Origin of the sequence: Actinophytocola sp. (genome assembly GCF_036402745.1) — a bacterium.
GTDB lineage: Bacteria > Actinomycetota > Actinomycetes > Mycobacteriales > Pseudonocardiaceae > Actinophytocola.
On sequence record NZ_DASWSJ010000378.1, the window covers coordinates 43232 to 58132 of the forward strand.

15 protein-coding genes are annotated in these 14901 nt (G+C 71.5%); 8 read left to right on the plus strand and 7 right to left on the minus strand.

Going from position 1 to position 14901, the window contains the following annotated elements; translation table 11 throughout:
- Positions 1-6 precede the first annotated feature (6 nt).
- Genes VGD70_RS33415 through VGD70_RS33425 form a run of 3 tightly spaced genes read right to left on the minus strand, consistent with a single transcriptional unit; the run spans position 7 to position 3589 of the window.
- Positions 7-576 carry an NUDIX hydrolase gene (locus tag VGD70_RS33415; RefSeq protein ID WP_331088524.1) on the minus strand — a complete coding sequence of 190 codons (570 nt, stop codon included), beginning with the start codon at positions 574-576 and terminating at the stop codon, positions 7-9.
- A complete protein-coding gene (locus tag VGD70_RS33420; protein WP_331088526.1) occupies positions 576-2027 on the minus strand; it encodes a DHA2 family efflux MFS transporter permease subunit in 1452 nt (483 codons plus the stop codon). Before VGD70_RS33420 ends, VGD70_RS33415 begins: the two co-directional genes overlap by 1 nt.
- On the minus strand, positions 2024-3589 hold the full coding sequence (locus tag VGD70_RS33425; protein WP_331088528.1) for an MDR family MFS transporter: 1566 nt from the start codon (positions 3587-3589) through the stop codon (positions 2024-2026). The genes VGD70_RS33420 and VGD70_RS33425 overlap by 4 nt, the downstream gene beginning before the upstream one ends.
- A 223-nt stretch (positions 3590-3812) precedes the next feature.
- Between VGD70_RS33425 and VGD70_RS33430 the strand changes: the two genes are divergently transcribed.
- From VGD70_RS33430 to VGD70_RS33465, 8 genes are all read left to right on the plus strand, one after another.
- Positions 3813-5069 carry an MFS transporter gene (locus VGD70_RS33430; protein WP_331088530.1) on the plus strand — a complete coding sequence of 419 codons (1257 nt, stop codon included), beginning with the start codon at positions 3813-3815 and terminating at the stop codon, positions 5067-5069.
- A gap of 142 nt (positions 5070-5211) precedes the next feature.
- Entirely contained in the window at positions 5212-6390 is a 1179-nt protein-coding gene (locus VGD70_RS33435) for an acyltransferase (RefSeq protein WP_331088532.1), read from the plus strand.
- A gap of 88 nt (positions 6391-6478) precedes the next feature.
- The gene (locus tag VGD70_RS33440) at positions 6479-7708 is read left to right on the plus strand and encodes a cytochrome P450 (RefSeq protein ID WP_331088534.1); all 1230 of its coding nucleotides are present in this window, start codon (positions 6479-6481) and stop codon (positions 7706-7708) included.
- Between the two features lie 96 nt (positions 7709-7804).
- Positions 7805-8290: a cupin domain-containing protein gene (locus VGD70_RS33445; RefSeq protein ID WP_331088536.1), complete on the plus strand. Its 486-nt coding sequence runs from the start codon at positions 7805-7807 to the stop codon at positions 8288-8290.
- 40 nt (positions 8291-8330) lie between these two features.
- Entirely contained in the window at positions 8331-9266 is a 936-nt protein-coding gene (locus tag VGD70_RS33450) for an amidohydrolase family protein (RefSeq protein ID WP_331088538.1), read from the plus strand.
- Positions 9263-10048: an SDR family NAD(P)-dependent oxidoreductase gene (locus VGD70_RS33455; protein ID WP_331088540.1), complete on the plus strand. Its 786-nt coding sequence runs from the start codon at positions 9263-9265 to the stop codon at positions 10046-10048. Before VGD70_RS33450 ends, VGD70_RS33455 begins: the two co-directional genes overlap by 4 nt.
- A gap of 25 nt (positions 10049-10073) precedes the next feature.
- Entirely contained in the window at positions 10074-10454 is a 381-nt protein-coding gene (locus VGD70_RS33460; protein WP_331088542.1) for a SchA/CurD-like domain-containing protein, read from the plus strand.
- The gene (locus VGD70_RS33465) at positions 10454-11314 is read left to right on the plus strand and encodes an LLM class flavin-dependent oxidoreductase (protein ID WP_331088544.1); all 861 of its coding nucleotides are present in this window, start codon (positions 10454-10456) and stop codon (positions 11312-11314) included. Before VGD70_RS33460 ends, VGD70_RS33465 begins: the two co-directional genes overlap by 1 nt.
- 49 nt (positions 11315-11363) lie before the next feature.
- Here the strand turns inward: VGD70_RS33465 and VGD70_RS33470 are convergent, their stop codons facing one another.
- From VGD70_RS33470 to VGD70_RS33485, 4 genes are all read right to left on the minus strand, one after another.
- Positions 11364-12422 carry a hypothetical protein gene (locus VGD70_RS33470; protein WP_331088546.1) on the minus strand — a complete coding sequence of 353 codons (1059 nt, stop codon included), beginning with the start codon at positions 12420-12422 and terminating at the stop codon, positions 11364-11366.
- A gap of 90 nt (positions 12423-12512) precedes the next feature.
- Complete coding sequence (locus tag VGD70_RS33475; RefSeq protein ID WP_331088548.1) at positions 12513-13457, minus strand: SEC-C domain-containing protein; 945 nt, start codon at positions 13455-13457, stop codon at positions 12513-12515.
- Positions 13458-13511: 54 nt separating this feature from the next.
- On the minus strand, positions 13512-13937 hold the full coding sequence (locus VGD70_RS33480) for an ABA4-like family protein (protein WP_331088550.1): 426 nt from the start codon (positions 13935-13937) through the stop codon (positions 13512-13514).
- A complete protein-coding gene (locus tag VGD70_RS33485; RefSeq protein ID WP_331088551.1) occupies positions 13934-14866 on the minus strand; it encodes a hypothetical protein in 933 nt (310 codons plus the stop codon). The genes VGD70_RS33480 and VGD70_RS33485 overlap by 4 nt, the downstream gene beginning before the upstream one ends.
- Positions 14867-14901 lie beyond the last annotated feature (35 nt).

Genomic DNA, 14901 nt, shown 5'->3' on the forward strand with positions numbered 1-14901 from the left:
GCCGGCTCAGGCCGCCGACCGGGGCGCCCGGGTGGTGCCCGAGGCGCCGGTGTCGCGGCCGTGCAGGATCTGGAGCAGGGCGACCACCGACACGCCGCCCACGATCTCGCGGCGGCTCAGCATGTCGGGCACGTCGGCGAGGGGCACCCAGGCGACCCGGTCGGACTCGAAGCCGTCGACGGGCGGGCCGATGTGCCGGGCCTCCTCGGTGACGTAGATGAACTGCTCGGCGTCGGAGATGCCGGCGATCGGCTGGATGTAGGCGAGCTCGCGCAGGCCGCGGGGCCGCCAGCCGGTCTCCTCCTCGACCTCGCGGGCGGCCGCGTGGGCCGGGGTCTCGCCAGGGTCGACCCAGCCGCCCGGCAGCTCCCAGTTCCACGTGTCGGTGGTGAACCGGTGCCGCCAGACCATGAGGACCTGGTCGGCGCCGTCGAGCACGGCGGCGCCCACCGACTGGGGCACGCGGACCAGGTGGTGCTCGTAGCGGGCGCCGTTCGGCAGCTCCACGTCGGACAGGCACAGGTCGAGCCAGGGACTTCCGTAGATCCGCCGCTCGCCGTGCACGGTCCAGCGCATCAGGAGTCGACCTCGGCGAGCTCGCGCTCGGGCGGGACCGCGGCCCGCGGCCGGGTCGACCGCCAGGCCACCACCGCGGGGATCAGGCACAGCAGGACCAGGGCCAGCGGCAGCCAGAACACCGACCGGAACGCGGCGGCCGGGTCTGCCCCGTTCGCGGCGAGCTGTGCCTCCAGCACGACGATGAACACCGCGACCGCGCTGGACGCGCCGAGCTCCTGCAGGATCGAGAACGTCGCGGTGACGTGCGGGATCCGCTGCGGCGACAGCGCCCGGTAGGCGGTGGTGAGCGCCGGCATGATCGTGCAGCCCGCGCCGACCCCGATGACCCACAGCGAGAGTCCCAGCCGCAGGTAGCTGCCGTCCGCGCCGGCCATCGTGAACGACACGAAACCCAGCGCCAGCAACGGGATCCCGCACAGCACGAGCAGGCTCGGCCGGCCCCGGTCGACGATCCGGCCGGCGATCGGCATGGTCATCGCCACGCCGAGGCCCTGCGGCACCAGCAGGAGCCCCGCGATCAGCGGCGACTCGCCCCGGGCCAGCTGGTAGTACAGCGGGAAGATCATCATCGCGCCGCTGAGCGTGGCGTTCATCAGGAACTGGATGGCCCCGGCCGAGGAGACCGTGACGTTGCCCAGCACCCGCAGGTCGAGCAGGGGCTTGTCGACGGCCAGCGCGTGCCGGACGAACACCGCCAGCAGCACGATCCCCGTGACCCCCGGCAGCAGGAACGCCGCCGAGGTCAGCGCGCCGACCGAGGTGACGTTGACCAGCCCGTAGACCAGCAGCGTCACGCCCGGGCAGAGCAGCAGGAAGCCACGCACGTCGATGCGGCCGCGGCTCGTCCCGGTGTCGGCCTTGTCGTCTCTGTCGAACACGACCCAGGACAGCGCGAACGCGACGGCCCCGATCGGCAGGTTGATCAGGAAGATCCACCGCCAGGACACGAGGTCGAGCAGGATCCCGCCGATCACCGGCGCGATGACCGGCCCGAGCACCAGCGGCACGCCGACCACGCTCATCGCTCGGCCCATCCGCTTCGGCCCGGCCGCGCGCGCCACGATGGCGGTGCCGACCGGGCCCAGCAGACCCGCGCCGATGCCCTGGACCAGCCGGAAGGCGATGAGGCTGCCGATCGACCAGGACAGCGCGCACAGCAGCGAGCCGGCCGTGAAGATCGTGAGCGCGGCGAGCCAGAGCCTGCGGCCGCCGAACGCCTCGGTGGCCCAGCCGGTGAGCGGCACGACCATGGCCGTGGTCAGGATGTAGCCGGTGATCACCCACTGGACGGTGGACAGTCCGGTGTCGAAGGAGTCGGACAGCGTGCGCAGCGCGACGCCGATGATCGTCATGTCGACGATCGGGGTCACCGCGCCGATCGCCACGACCAGCGCGACCGCGAGGAGCCTCCGGTCCAGCGGGGCCGCCTTCTCGGTGCCGGGGCTCATGAGCGCGCGCCGCCCTCGTGCTTGTCCCGCAGGACGGTGTTCGGCAGGAACCAGGTGAGCACGAAGGCCAGCACCATCAGGCCGGCGGCGACCAGGAAGACGTCCTGCAGCGCGCTCGCGAAGGCGTCGATGACGGCCGGGTAGACCTCCGGCGCGGTGTCGGCCAGCGCCTTGATCGACGCCGGGTCCTCGTAGAGCACGGCCGAGCCGCCGGGGACCTGCGCGGCGACCGCGCTGTGCGTCCACGCCGAGCCGAGCCGGGCGGCGAGCACGGCGCCGAAGACGGCCGCGCCGATCGCCGAGCCGACCACCCGGACGAAGTTGGCCTGCGCGGTGATGGCGCCCAGCTCGCGGCGGCCGACCAGGTTCTGCACGGCGATGATCAGCTTGGAGATCACCATGCCGATGCCGATCCCGAGGATCACCTGGTAGGCCCACAGCTGCCAGGCCGGCGTCGCGGCGTCCAGCAGCGACAGCAGGAACAGGCCCACGGTCATCGCGGCCACGCCGGCGACCACCACGACCTTGGCCCGGCCGAGCACGGCCGCGATCAGCCAGCCGCTCGCGCCGGAGCCGAGCATCACCGCGATCATCAGCGGCAGCAGGTTCAGCCCGGCCGTGGTCGGGTCGTCGCCGCGGACGACCTGCAGGTAGATGGGCACGAAGAAGTAGGCGCCGATGGTCGCCACGCCGATGATGAACGTGATCGCCATGGCCACGCTGATCTCCCGCAGGCGGAACAGCGACAGCGGCAGGATCGGCTCCTTGGCCCGCCGCTCCCACGCCAGGAACAGGGCGGCGAGCACGACCGCGGCGGCGATCAGGCCGAGGATCGGCGCGGACAGCCACGGGTACTCGGTGCCGCCCCAGATGCTGATGAGCACGAGCACCGAGGTGGCCGCGACCAGCAGGACCGCGCCGAGGTAGTCCACCGAGGCCTTGCGGCCCGAGGCGGGCAGCTTGAGCATCGTGGCCAGCACGATCAGCCCGGCCACCCCGATCGGCACGTTCAGCCAGAAGCACCAGCGCCACGACACGTACTCGGTCAACGCGCCCCCGACCAGCGGCCCGACCAGCGAGGCCAGCGCGTACATGGCGCCGACCAGGCCCTGGATGCGGCCGAGCTGGCGGGGTGGCACGACGGTGGCCGAGATCGTGAACGCCATGACCACGAGCCCGCCGGCGCCGATGCCCTGCACCGCGCGGAAACAGACCAGCTGGGTCATGTCCTGGGCGAGCCCGACCAGCAGCGAGCCGGCCGTGAAGATCCCGATCGCGACCATGTAGACGCGCTTGGGCCCGTAGAGGTCGCCGAGCTTGCCGTAGAGCGCCATCGAGGCGGTCGTGGCCAGCAGGTAGGACGTCACGACCAGGGAGAAGCTGTCCATCCGGCCGAACTCGCCGACCATCGTGGGCAGCGCGGTGCCGACGATCGTCTGGTCGAGCGCGGAGAGCAATTGCCCGGTCAGCAGCACGAGCAGCACGGTCCGCAGCTGCCAGGGCGCGAGGCCGGCGGGCGTTCGTACCTCGGCCGGGCTCCCTGTGGGGTTCACTGCGACCATCGGGGCTCCTTCGGCTGGACGCTCGTCGGAGTCAAGGGTTTCGTGCCGGATGTCCCAATGGCATCAATCGTCGGTCCATCGAGGACCGGGAAATGTCCCGAATGGGCTGTGACATTTCGCGCGAATGAGGGATCATCCTTCGAGTGGGTCTTGAGCGGGGTTCCAGCGGGTCACTAGAACGTCACCAGCGGCGAGTTCACCCTGACGAGATTGCTGGTGGCCGATGAACGACAAGCGAGCGCTGTACAAGATCTTCATTCCGCTCTACATGAGCCAATTCCTGGCCATCGGCTTCCTGTTCACCGCGCTGGTGGCCATCTCCCGCGACCGCGGCGGGTCGCTCGAGGACATCAGCGTCATCTTCGTGCTCGGCATGGTCTGGGCGCTCAAGTTCCTGTGGGCCCCGCTCGTCGACAGGTTCGGCTCCAAGCGGCTCGGCCACTACCGCTCCTGGCTGCTCATCACCCAGCCCGCCGCCGCGCTCGCCATCGTCGCCATCGCCCCGTTCGACGTGATCGAGAACATCTGGATCATCCTCGGGCTGCTCGCCCTCGTCGCGATCCTGTCGTCCACCCAGGACATCGCCACCGACGCGCTCGCCGTGCGGGAGATGACCGGCCGCAGCCGCGGTCCGATCAACGGGCTGCAGGTCGGGGCCGGTTTCGTCGGCGACATCATCGGCGGCGGGCTGGTCCTGGTGCTCTACGACGCCTTCGGCTGGGTGCCCGCCGTCCTGTCCCTCGCCGCGCTGACCGCCCTGCCGATCTACTTCATCCTCCGCCACCGCGAGCGGCCGGCCGACGAGCCGGCCCCGGCCGAGCGGGTGCGCCGCCCGTCGGTGTGGGCCCTCTTCCACCAGAAGGGCGCCGCGCGCTGGGCGTTCGTGCTCACGCCGCTGCTCACCCTGGCCATGCCGGGCGCCTACGGCCTGCTGGTCCCGATCATGATCGACGGCGGCGTCTCGGTCGGCGCGGTCGGCCTGCTGTCCAACGGCCTGGGCGGCGTGGTCAGCATGATCACGGCCGTCGCGGCCGGCCTGCTGGTCGACCGGATGGGCCGCAAGCGCGCGCTGATCCTCTACAGCGTCGGCCAGCTCGTGGCGATCGCCGCGGTGCTGCCGGTGGTCACGGTCGGCGGCCTCACCTGGGCACTCATCGCCATCGTGCTGGTCAACGTGTTCAACGCGGGCGTGTGGACGATCATGTACACGATCAACATGGACTACGCCCGGGACACCAACGCGGGCTCGGACTTCACCCTCCAGGTCTCGATCTCGATGGCCTTCCGGTTCGCGATCGCCGGGGTCATCGCCAACATCGCCGCGGCGATGGGCTACGCGGTCGCGCTCTACGTCTGCCTCGGCCTCGGTGTCGTCGGCGTCGTGGGTGTGGCCATCTGGTACGTCGAGAAGCGCACGGACACCTCGCGCGACGAGGTCGTGCCCGCCACGGCAGAGCCGCTGAGCCTGTCCGTCTCATAGCGCGGGTCCTGCTCGGCCCGTATTCCTGATCCGAGATTCCCAGCGCCGTCGAGACTCGTTCCCCACGACGCTGGGAAGGCTCGAGTTCAGTCTTACCCATATGTGAGTCTCCCGGATTCCCGGGATTTCGAAAGGTGCCTCCATGTCCGCATCCGAGACCTCGGGAGCTCTGCAGCCGAGCGTGAAATGGCTGCATGGCTTAACCGGTTTCCGGTTCCCCATCGCATTAGGAATCTTCTTCATCCACTCCAGCCACGCGGTGAACCCCATCGACTACGAGAAGCCCGTGAGCTTCTTCGCCGACCGGGGCTTCGCCGAGGGGATGTCGAACTTCCTGATCCCCATCGGCCTGCCGTTCCTGTCGCTGTTCTTCATGCTGAGCGGCTTCGTCCTCACCTGGTCGGCCCGGCCCACCGACACCGCGCGGTCGTTCTGGCGGCGCCGGTTCTTCCGGGTCTTCCCCAACCACGTCGTGACGTTCGTCGTCGCGCTGTTCCTCATCGCCGGCGCGACCACGAACTGGCTGCCGAACCTGCTGCTGGTGAACACGTGGAACCCGCACGAGCCCGAGGGCGGCACCAACTACATCGTCTGGTCGCTGTGCGCGGAGCTGCTGTTCTACGCCTCGTTCCCGCTGGTGCTCAACCTGGTCCGGCGGATCAGGGCCACCCACCTGTGGGCCTGGGCGGCCGGGATGGCCGGCGGCATCGTCGCCATCAACCTGGTCACCGTCCTGTTCGTCGGCGGCTTCGTCTACCCGGGCAACCTGCTGCAGCTGTCCAACGAGCAGATGTGGCTCGCCTCGCTGTTCCCGCCGGCACGCATCTTCGAGTTCGTGCTCGGTGTGCTGCTGGCCCGCATCGTGATGGCCGGCAAGTTCCCGCGGCTCAACTTCCTCACGGTGATCCTCACCTGGCTCGCCTCCTGCGTCGCCGCCCAGTACGTGCCGGCGCCGTGGACCTACGCCGCCGTGGCGCTGATCCCGAACGTGATGATGCTGGGCGCGGTCGCCACCGCTGACATCCGCGGCTCGAAGAACATCCTCACGAGCAAGTTCATGGTGTGGGGCGGCAACATCTCCTACGCCTTCTTCATGGTGCAGACGATCCTCGTCTACTGGCTGCGCACGGAGTTCAGCACGACCTACGACCCGTTGACCGCGGTCGCGCTGTGGCTCGGCCTCCTCGGCGTGTGCCTGCTCACCGCGCACCTGATGTTCACCTACGTCGAGGACCCGATCATGCGCAGGTTCGGCCGGCCCCGCCGCAAGGCCACCCCGGCGCCACTCGAGCCGGCCCCGGCCCTGTCCCACCCGGCCTGACATGTCCGACCACCGAACGACGCGTTCGACGCGCGCACCGCATCGAGCGCGTCGTTCGGTGCACGTCTCCCCACACACGAGGTGTGCCATGACCGACGAGCCGAAGCTGCTCGACCTGCTGTTCGACCAGGAGGCCTACGGCCGGCTCCGGGACCAGGGGATCACCCGGGTCCGCCACTTCAACGGAACCCCGACCTGGGTCGTCTCCCGCTACGACGACGTCATGGCGGTGGTGAACCACCCGGGGGTGAGCAACAGCCCCAGGTACCAGAACCGGCTCGACACCGTCGCCGCGCCGGGTATCCCCGCCGAGTACGTGCGCTACCTCGGCAAGTCGGTGTCCATGATGGACGCCCCGCAGCACACCGCCGTGCGGCGCCAGGTGTCGAAGGTCTTCACCGCCCGCCGGGTGCAGGCGCTGCGGCCGCGGGTCCAGCAGATCACCGACGAGCTGCTCGACGGCCTCGCGCCGCTGGGCGAGGTGGACCTGCTGGAGCGCTTCGCCTACCCGCTGCCGTTCGACGTCATCAGCGAGCTGCTCGGGGTGCCGCGGGAGTTCCGCGGGCCGTGGCGCGAGGCGCTCGAGGGGATGATGTGGGGCACCCGCGAGCAGGTCGCCCCCGGCGCGCAGGCGATGCTGGACTACGCGACGCGGCTGGTGCGGCTGCGCCGCGAGGAGCCGGGCGAGGACCTCCTCTCCGCGCTCGCCAACACCGACGACGAGGACCGGCTCGACGACGACGCGCTGATCTCCATGGTCATCACGATCCTCAACGCCGGCCACGAGACCAGCGCGCAGCTGATCGCGAACGGCATGTACGCGCTGATCACCCACCCCGGCCAGCTCGCCGCGCTGCGCGCGAACCCCGCGCTGCTGCCCTCGGCGGTAGAGGAGATGCTGCGCTTCACCGGGCCGGCCGAGCTCTCCGCGCTGCGGTTCACCAAGGAGGACATCGAGGTCGGCGGCGTCTCGATCCCCGCGGGCGAGGTCATCCAGATCATCTGGGCGGCCGCCAACAAGGACGGCGGCCAGTTCGCCGGGCCGGCCGGGTTCGACATCACCCGCAAGAACAACGCGCACTTCGGCTTCGGCCACGGCATCCACTACTGCCTCGGCGCGCCGCTGGCCCGCATCGAGGGGCAGGTCGCGTTCGGCACGATCCTGCGCCGGTTCCCCGACCTCGCCTTCTCCGTACCCGAGGCGGAGGTCACCTGGCGGCGCGGCTTCCCGCGCGGCATCAACAGGCTGGACGCCCTGCCGGTCCGGCTGGGGGCCGAGGCGGACACGGGCACTGACAGCTCGCGTACGGCCGCCTGACACCGGGGTCGAGGCCCGACCGCGCTTTCGGCGGGTCTCGAGTTCCCTTGAGTACAAACGATTTCGAGGACATCGCCATCTGTTGAAGGAGCCTCCATGTCGGACCCTAAACCGTTCCTGTGCGGACCCTCGCAGGGCAAGGCCATCTGGCACTTCGGCTCGCTCGTCGTCTTCCGGGCGACCGGCGAGGACACCGGCGGGCAGTACTGGCTGGCCGAGATGTCGTGCAACCGCGGCTACGGCTCGCCGGTGCACGTGCACAGCCTGGAGGACGAGCTCTTCCACATCCTCGAGGGTGAGATGAGCATCGAGGTCGGCGGCCAGCTGTTCAACGCCACCGCCGGCGACTCGGTCTTCCTGCCGCGCAACATCCCGCACTCCTACAAGGTCGAGTCGGACACCGTGCGCACGCTGGTGCTGGGCACCCCGGCCGGCTACGAGAACTGGTTCTTCGAGACCGGCACGCCGGCCGAGAGGCTCGAGGTCCCCGCGTTCGACCCGGCCACCTTCCCCGACTTCGGCGCGGTGATCGCCTCCACGCAGAAGTACGGCGGCCAGGTGCTCGGCCCGCCGCGCGACTGACCCTCGCCCGAGCCACCGCAACCGCGCAGAAGGGCCGAGCATGACCATCGACGTGCACGGGCATGTCACCCCGCCGGAGCTGCTCAAGCGTTTCCCCATGCCGCCGAGCCTCGGCGACATCGACGGCATGGTGGAACGCAAGGCCGCACTCGGCATCACCACCACCGTGGTCGGGAGCCCGGTCGGCGCGGGCACGATGCTGCCGGTGCCGGGCATCGACAACTACGCCCAGTCGGCCGACTCGCTCGCGAGCTTCCACGAGTGGGTCGCCGAGACCGTGCGCGAGCGGCCCGGGGTGCTCATCGGCTACGTCTACGTCAACCCGCTCGAGGGTGGGGCGAGCGTGGCCCGGGCCGCGGAGCTGTTGGGCCAGGAGGAGTTCGCGGGCCTCATCGTGAACACCAGCGTGCGCGGCGAGTTCCTCGACGACGCGCGCAGCGACGAGTTCTTCGCGATGGCGGCGGAGGCCGGCGCGCCGGTGCTGCTGCACCCGCCGGCCGTGCCGGTCGCCGCGTCGAGCATGAAGAAGGTCGGCGCGATCGAGCACGTCGTGCGCCCCTGCGACATCACGATGGGCGTCGCCGCGATCCTGCTGGCCGGGCGGCTGCAGGCCTTCCCTGGCCTCAAGCTCGTCGCGCCGAACGCCGGGGGCGCGCTGGCGCTGCTGCGCGAGAAGCTCGACATGGCCCAGCGGCGCGACCAGGTCGAGGGCCCGCCGCTGTCGGCGCAGCTGCGCCAGATCTACGTGGACACCGCCACGCCGTCGCTGCCCGCGCTGCGGGCCGCCGTCGAGGTGTTCGGGCCGGACCGGATGCTGTTCGGCACCGACTCGCCTCCGCTGGCCACGCCGCTGGACGCCGCGCTGGCCGCCGTCGACGCGCTGGGTCTGTCCGATGAGGACCGGGCGAAGGTGCTGGGCGGCAACGCCGCCGAGCTGTTCGGGCTGGGTTCCGTGGAGTTGAGGAGGGCGTCATGACGGAGTCGGTGGTTCGACCCTCCGCGGAGGACTCACGACCGCAACGGGTGCTGGTCGTCGGCGGGTACGGCGGGCTGGGCGCGGTGATCTGCGAGCAGTTCGCGGCCGACGGCGCGGCGGTCGCGATCGCCGGCCGGTCGCTGGACAAGGCGACCGAGCTGGCGGAGAAGCTCACCGCGAACGGCGCCACCGCGCTGCCGCTCACCCTCGACGTCACCGACCCGGCGTCGATCGACGCGGCGGTCGCCGAGGTGGACGCGGCGTGGGGCGGGATCGACGTGCTGGTCAACTCGGCCAGCAAGCTGATCACCGTGCCGGCCGAGCACTTCGACGCGACCCAGTGGGCCGACGTGGTCAACGCCAACCTCGTGGGCGCGTTCCTGCTCTCCCAGTCGGTCGGCCGGCACATGCTGGCCCGCGGCGGCGGGCGGATCATCCACCTCTCGTCGGTGCGCGGGGACGCCGGCGGCCGCATGGGGTTCTCGGCATACGGCGCGAGCAAGGCCGGCGTCAACCTGCTGGTCAAGCAGCTCGCCACGGAGTGGGGCGGGCGCGGGGTCACCGTCAACGCGGTGGCGCCGGGCTTCATGCGCACGGACTTCGTCGAGGCGGCGCAGCAGAACCAGCAGTTCGTCGCGCGGCTGCAGCAGCGCATCCCGATCGGCCGGTTCGCGGAGCCGGAGGAGGTCGCGAGCGCGGTGCTCTACCTGGCGACGCCGCTCGCCCGGTTCGTCAACGGCCAGGTCATCTACGTCGACGGCGGCGTGACCGCCAGCCACTAGTTGTTCCCTGTAAACGGAGGTAAGGATGTCCACCTGGCACGCGCTGCAGTACCCGATCAAGGCGGGTAGCGAGGAGGCGGTCAAGGAGCTGTTCCGCAACAGCGGCCGGCCCCAGTTCGAGATCACCGGCCCGGACGGCGAGGTCGTCGGGCAGCTGCTGGCCACCATGACGTTCGTCGGCACCGAGCTCGCGATCCGGGTGATCGAGGTCGAGGGGCCGCTGCCGATCGTGGCCGCGCACATGAGCCGCCAGCCCGAGGTCAAGGAGTTCGAGCGGCAGCTCGAGGAGCACCTGGCCGAGCCGCGCGACATGGTCACGCCGCAGGGTGCGCGGGCGTTCTTCCAGAAGGCGGGCATGGAGAACGTGCTCAACCGGCGCGCGCCGGGTCACGAAGCGGCCGCCTGATGGACATCGGGGTCGGTCTGCCGAGCGTGATCCGCGCGGTGGCGGGCGAGACGGTGCTGGAGTGGGCGCGCGAGGCCGACCGCGCGGGCTTCTCGAGCCTGGCGACGCTCGACCGCCTGGTCTACGACAACTACGACAGCCTCACCACGCTCGCCGCCGCGGCCGCGGTGACCGAGCGGGCCCGGCTGCTGACGTCGATCCTGATCTCGCCGCTGTACTCGAACACCGCGCTGTTCGCCAAGCAGGCGGCCACGATCGACCGGCTCTCCGGCGGCCGGCTGGTGCTCGGCGTCGCCGCCGGGTCCCGGCCCGACGACTTCCGCGCCAGCAAGGTGGAGATGCCGGGGCGGGGCAAGCGGATCGAGGCCCAGATCACCGAGGCCCGCGCGATCTGGGCGGGCGAGCGGCGCGGGTTCGCCGGCGGGATCGGGCCGGCGCTGCCCGCGGCGCCGCCGATCCTGATGGGAGGCCACTCGCCGGCCGCGATCAACCGGGCGGCCCGGCTGGCCGACGGGTGGATCTCCGGCGGTGGCGGTGTCGAGATGTTCAAGCACGGCGTCGCGGCCTTCCGCGCGGCCTGGCAGGCCGCCGGCCGCACCGGGGAGCCGAAGATCGTGTCGCTCACGTACTACGCGCTGGGCTCGCGGGCCGAGGAGCTGGCCGACCAGTACCTCAGCGACTACTACGGCTTCGCGCCGCCGTATGCACAGCTGGTGCTGCGCAACGCGGCGGTCGGCGAGGCGAAGCTGCGCGCCACCGTCGACGCGCTCACCGAGATCGGCTGCTCCGAGGTGATCCTCGCACCCTGCGGGGCGGACCTGGAGCAGCTGAAGGAGCTGCGCACGCTCGTCGGCAAGTAGCTCCGGCGCGGAGGTCACCGTCCCATATGGAGGGTGACCTCCGCGTTCGTCACCGGGGCCGGCCGGGGTCGTAGAGGAGCACACCCGCCTCGGCCTCGCGCCGGAGAACCGCCGCCGGACGCATCGGCCCGTCCGCCGGCATGCCCTTGAGGTCCGCCCGCCGGTTCAGCTCCGCCAGGTAGTCCTCGTCCAGGACGGTCCGCGCCGACAGGTGCTCGCGCAGCAGGACGTCGCGGCGCCCGAGGTAGAGGTAGGCGTCGACGCCCGGATAGCCGCGTTCGCCGGGCGCGGGCTGGTAGGAGTCCAGCGGGAAGGACGTGGCGTCGAGGTCACCGAGCCAGGTCCCCTTGATCGGGAGCAGCGACGGGACCGGCCACGAGGCCAGCCGCGCTTCGAGCGCCTCGTTGTCCTTCTCGAACCGCCGGTGGTAGGCCACGACGTAGGTCGCGCCCGGATAGTCCTTCTCGTAGAGCGCGACGGCGTTGTCGCCGTCGCCGTGCATGAGGTGCCGCAGCCCGAAGAGCAGGAGCGCCTTGCGGTTCTTCGCGAGCACCTCGGTGCGCACCACCGACGCGATGTGGGGATCCCGCGCCCTGAACGGCTCGAGGTCCCGCGGGTCGCGCACCGTGGCCCAGTCGACGGGCGGGTCGGCGGCCAGCACGCGCAGCTTCTTCGCCGGTGGCAGCGTCTCGTTGACCCGGCGCACCAGGGCGAGGAGCGTCTCGTAGAACGAGGAGTACCCGCAGCTCGGCTGCGTGGTGTCGCGCCAGACGTGGCGCACCTCGGCGAGCGGCACGTCCTCGCCCGCGATGTACCGGTCCAGGACCGGCTGGTAGAGCGCGTTGCCGCACTCCACGACGATGTCGTCGACCTTGTCCGGGAAGCCCCGGTCGGCGACGAGGTCGAAGGCGAAGCTGCCGACGACCGGGCTCATGAGCCCGACGACCCGGTACTCGTCGAAGGCGGCCAGGACCGCTTGCCGGCCGTCCTTCGGCGCCGGAGCGTGCCGCCCGGGTGGCCGGGACTCCGCGATGGCCAGCACCGAGCCGGCGAGCACCCCCGCCACGGCGGCCAGCACCACGGCGGGGCGAATGATTCTGCGCATCATGGCCCAGAACCTAGGAAAGACGGCCGGCCGGGTCGTCCCGCCGCGGAGCTGTCCGCACGTGGCTGGTCCGGGGGAGGCCGCGGCCCCGCGTCACTCCGGCAGGGGACCTGGTGTCCCGCAGCACTTCTTGTACTTCGTACCGGAGCCGCACCAGCACGGCTCGTTGCGCCCCGGCGGCCACTCGATCAGGCCGCCCTCGTCGACGATCTCGTCCAGGCACGCGCGGCGGGTGACGTCCGACAGCGGGTCGCCGCCGGTGCGGGCCGCGAACTCGGTGAGCTTCGCGGTGGTCAGCGGCACCATGGTGATCCGGGCGACGCCGGCCTCGGACATCTCCCGGTTGTCGACCTCGCGGTCGAGCAGGACCGCCGCCACGTCCGCGCTCTCGACGAGCTCCGGCCAGCGCTCGTGGGCAGGCTCGACCTCCGCGCGGGGCCAGAACAGCACCCGCACCTCCGCCGGTGGCGCGCCCTCGGCGAGGCGCGCGTCGAGCTCGCCGAAGCGGTCGAAGTCGGAGTCGAGCGCGAGCACCGACTCGTCCAGCTCGTCGAGCGGCAGGTCGAGCTCCTGGCGGGCCCGCAGCCGGCCGGCGAGGATGTCGTAGGCCGGGGCGAAGGTCTCCGACCCGTTCGCCATGCCGGCGATGTCCTCCTCGGTGAGCCGGCCGGCCGCCTCGGTGAACCAGACCAGCGCCTGCTCGAAGTCCGCCCGCTCGGCCATGAGCTCGCCGGCGAGGTAGTACGGCCCCGGACCCGGGGTCGCGTCGGCCAGCATCGCGTCGAACTGGGCGGTGGCCTCGGCGTCGCGGTCGAGGTCGAGGAGCACCTCGGCCAGCGTCACCCTGGCGTACCCGCCGTCGTCACCGCCCAGCGCGACGGCCTGGTCGAGCAGCTCGACGGCGCGGTCGTGGTCGCCCGCCCGGTGCCAGGCGTGCGCGGCCTCGACGAGGATCTCGCCACGCTCCTCGGGGTGGTCGTCGAGCTCGGCCTCCAGCTCGCGGGCCACGCGTACGTGCTCGGCGGATCCGTCTCCCATGCCCGCAGAGTAGTCAGGCCGGCGTGGCGGACCGAGTTCGACGCCTGGGGCCGGTCACGTGCGGGACCGGCCTCGGGTGAACCGGCGGAGCACGAGGTGGAGCGGGAGCCCGATCGGCGAGAGCACGATCGTGAGCACCAGCAGCGGGCTCATGACCAGCGGGGGTACCCCGCGCTCGCGGCCGTCGAGGTACATCCACCGGCCGATGAACAGGTCCCACGCGATGATCTGCGCCCAGAGCAGGGTGACCGCGCCGGGCTCGGCGACGAGCGCCCGCAGCCCGTCGAGGCTCGGCCCGGCCACCACCGTCCACAGTGGCCCGAACAGCGGCACGGCCGCGACGGCCCACACCACGAGCACCGGCGCCACGATCCACGGGGAGGCCACGACCCGCCTGGTCCAGCGCCAGGTGGGCAGCAGGATCATCAGCGCCCAGAACGGCGCGGCGAGGAGGAACGCGAGGTCGAACAGGGTACTCATGCGGCCAGCACCGGCTCTCGGCGCTCCGATGTGGACAGTGCGCGCGCGGCGCCGGCCACGGCCGCCACCACCAGCAGGCCGAGCGCGCCGAGCGTCCACGCGTCGGGACGGAGGAGCGGCTGGCCACGCAGCGCCTGCCAGGTCACCACGGCGACGGTCCCGGCGTAGAGACCGCCCGCGAGCCACACCAGCCGCACCCGCACGCCCTCCTCGGCCAGCCGCGGGAGCCGGCGGGCGGCCGCGGACAGCGCCAGCGCGAGCAGCGGGAGCGCTTGCATGGCATGGATGCCGACGAAGTGCGGGATGCGCAGGTCACCGCCGACCGTGCTCCACCCGGTGACCGGCATGCCCGGCCCGCCGTCGGGGACGCCGACGCTGTGTGCCCCGACCCGGTCGGGCAGGTTGTCGGGCCCCGGCCCCACCATGAGGAACGCGAGCCCGATCCCCACCGACCCGATGACGATGCCGAGCCGCACCGCCCACTCGACGGCGCGGTCCGGCAGCCGCTCCCGCAGCAGCACCGCGCCCTGCGCCATGTTCAGCACCCACAGCGCGGTGATCGCGACGCCCATGATCGTGAACAGCGTGCTGTCGAGCGGGCTCGCGATGTTGAAGTGGCTCGCCCGCCCGCGCAGCACCTGGCCCACGATGATCACCATCTCGACCCCGGCGAGCCCCGCGATGGCCGTGCTGGCCCACCACATCCACGGCCGCTGCGGCCGCAGGGACAGCAGCCACGCCCAGGTGAGCGCGTAGACGCCCAGCGAGACCGAGAACTTCAGCGGCTTGAGCCAGATCGCCTCGCCGCCCAGCACCCGGTCGTCGACGAGCAGCCCCCCGCCGGCCACGAGTCCCGTGACCACCATCAGGCCCGCGAACACCATGAGCGGCCGGTGCCACCCCACCGCCTGCCGCACGTGACCCGTCATGCCCCACCCCCAACATGGATAGTCCTACTATCTAC

Excerpts from the sequence above, each read along its gene's own strand:
- VGD70_RS33415 (WP_331088524.1), bottom strand. The coding sequence starts at position 576 with ATGCGCTGGACCGTGCACGGCGAGCGGCGGATCTACGGAAGTCCCTGG.
- VGD70_RS33420 (WP_331088526.1), bottom strand. The coding sequence starts at position 2,027 with ATGAGCCCCGGCACCGAGAAGGCGGCCCCGCTGGACCGGAGGCTCCTC.
- VGD70_RS33425 (WP_331088528.1), bottom strand. The coding sequence starts at position 3,589 with ATGGTCGCAGTGAACCCCACAGGGAGCCCGGCCGAGGTACGAACGCCC.
- VGD70_RS33430 (WP_331088530.1), top strand. The coding sequence starts at position 3,813 with ATGAACGACAAGCGAGCGCTGTACAAGATCTTCATTCCGCTCTACATG.
- VGD70_RS33435 (WP_331088532.1), top strand. The coding sequence starts at position 5,212 with ATGTCCGCATCCGAGACCTCGGGAGCTCTGCAGCCGAGCGTGAAATGG.
- VGD70_RS33440 (WP_331088534.1), top strand. The coding sequence starts at position 6,479 with ATGACCGACGAGCCGAAGCTGCTCGACCTGCTGTTCGACCAGGAGGCC.
- VGD70_RS33445 (WP_331088536.1), top strand. The coding sequence starts at position 7,805 with ATGTCGGACCCTAAACCGTTCCTGTGCGGACCCTCGCAGGGCAAGGCC.
- VGD70_RS33450 (WP_331088538.1), top strand. The coding sequence starts at position 8,331 with ATGACCATCGACGTGCACGGGCATGTCACCCCGCCGGAGCTGCTCAAG.
- VGD70_RS33455 (WP_331088540.1), top strand. The coding sequence starts at position 9,263 with ATGACGGAGTCGGTGGTTCGACCCTCCGCGGAGGACTCACGACCGCAA.
- VGD70_RS33460 (WP_331088542.1), top strand. The coding sequence starts at position 10,074 with ATGTCCACCTGGCACGCGCTGCAGTACCCGATCAAGGCGGGTAGCGAG.
- VGD70_RS33465 (WP_331088544.1), top strand. The coding sequence starts at position 10,454 with ATGGACATCGGGGTCGGTCTGCCGAGCGTGATCCGCGCGGTGGCGGGC.
- VGD70_RS33470 (WP_331088546.1), bottom strand. The coding sequence starts at position 12,422 with ATGATGCGCAGAATCATTCGCCCCGCCGTGGTGCTGGCCGCCGTGGCG.
- VGD70_RS33475 (WP_331088548.1), bottom strand. The coding sequence starts at position 13,457 with ATGGGAGACGGATCCGCCGAGCACGTACGCGTGGCCCGCGAGCTGGAG.
- VGD70_RS33480 (WP_331088550.1), bottom strand. The coding sequence starts at position 13,937 with ATGAGTACCCTGTTCGACCTCGCGTTCCTCCTCGCCGCGCCGTTCTGG.
- VGD70_RS33485 (WP_331088551.1), bottom strand. The coding sequence starts at position 14,866 with ATGACGGGTCACGTGCGGCAGGCGGTGGGGTGGCACCGGCCGCTCATG.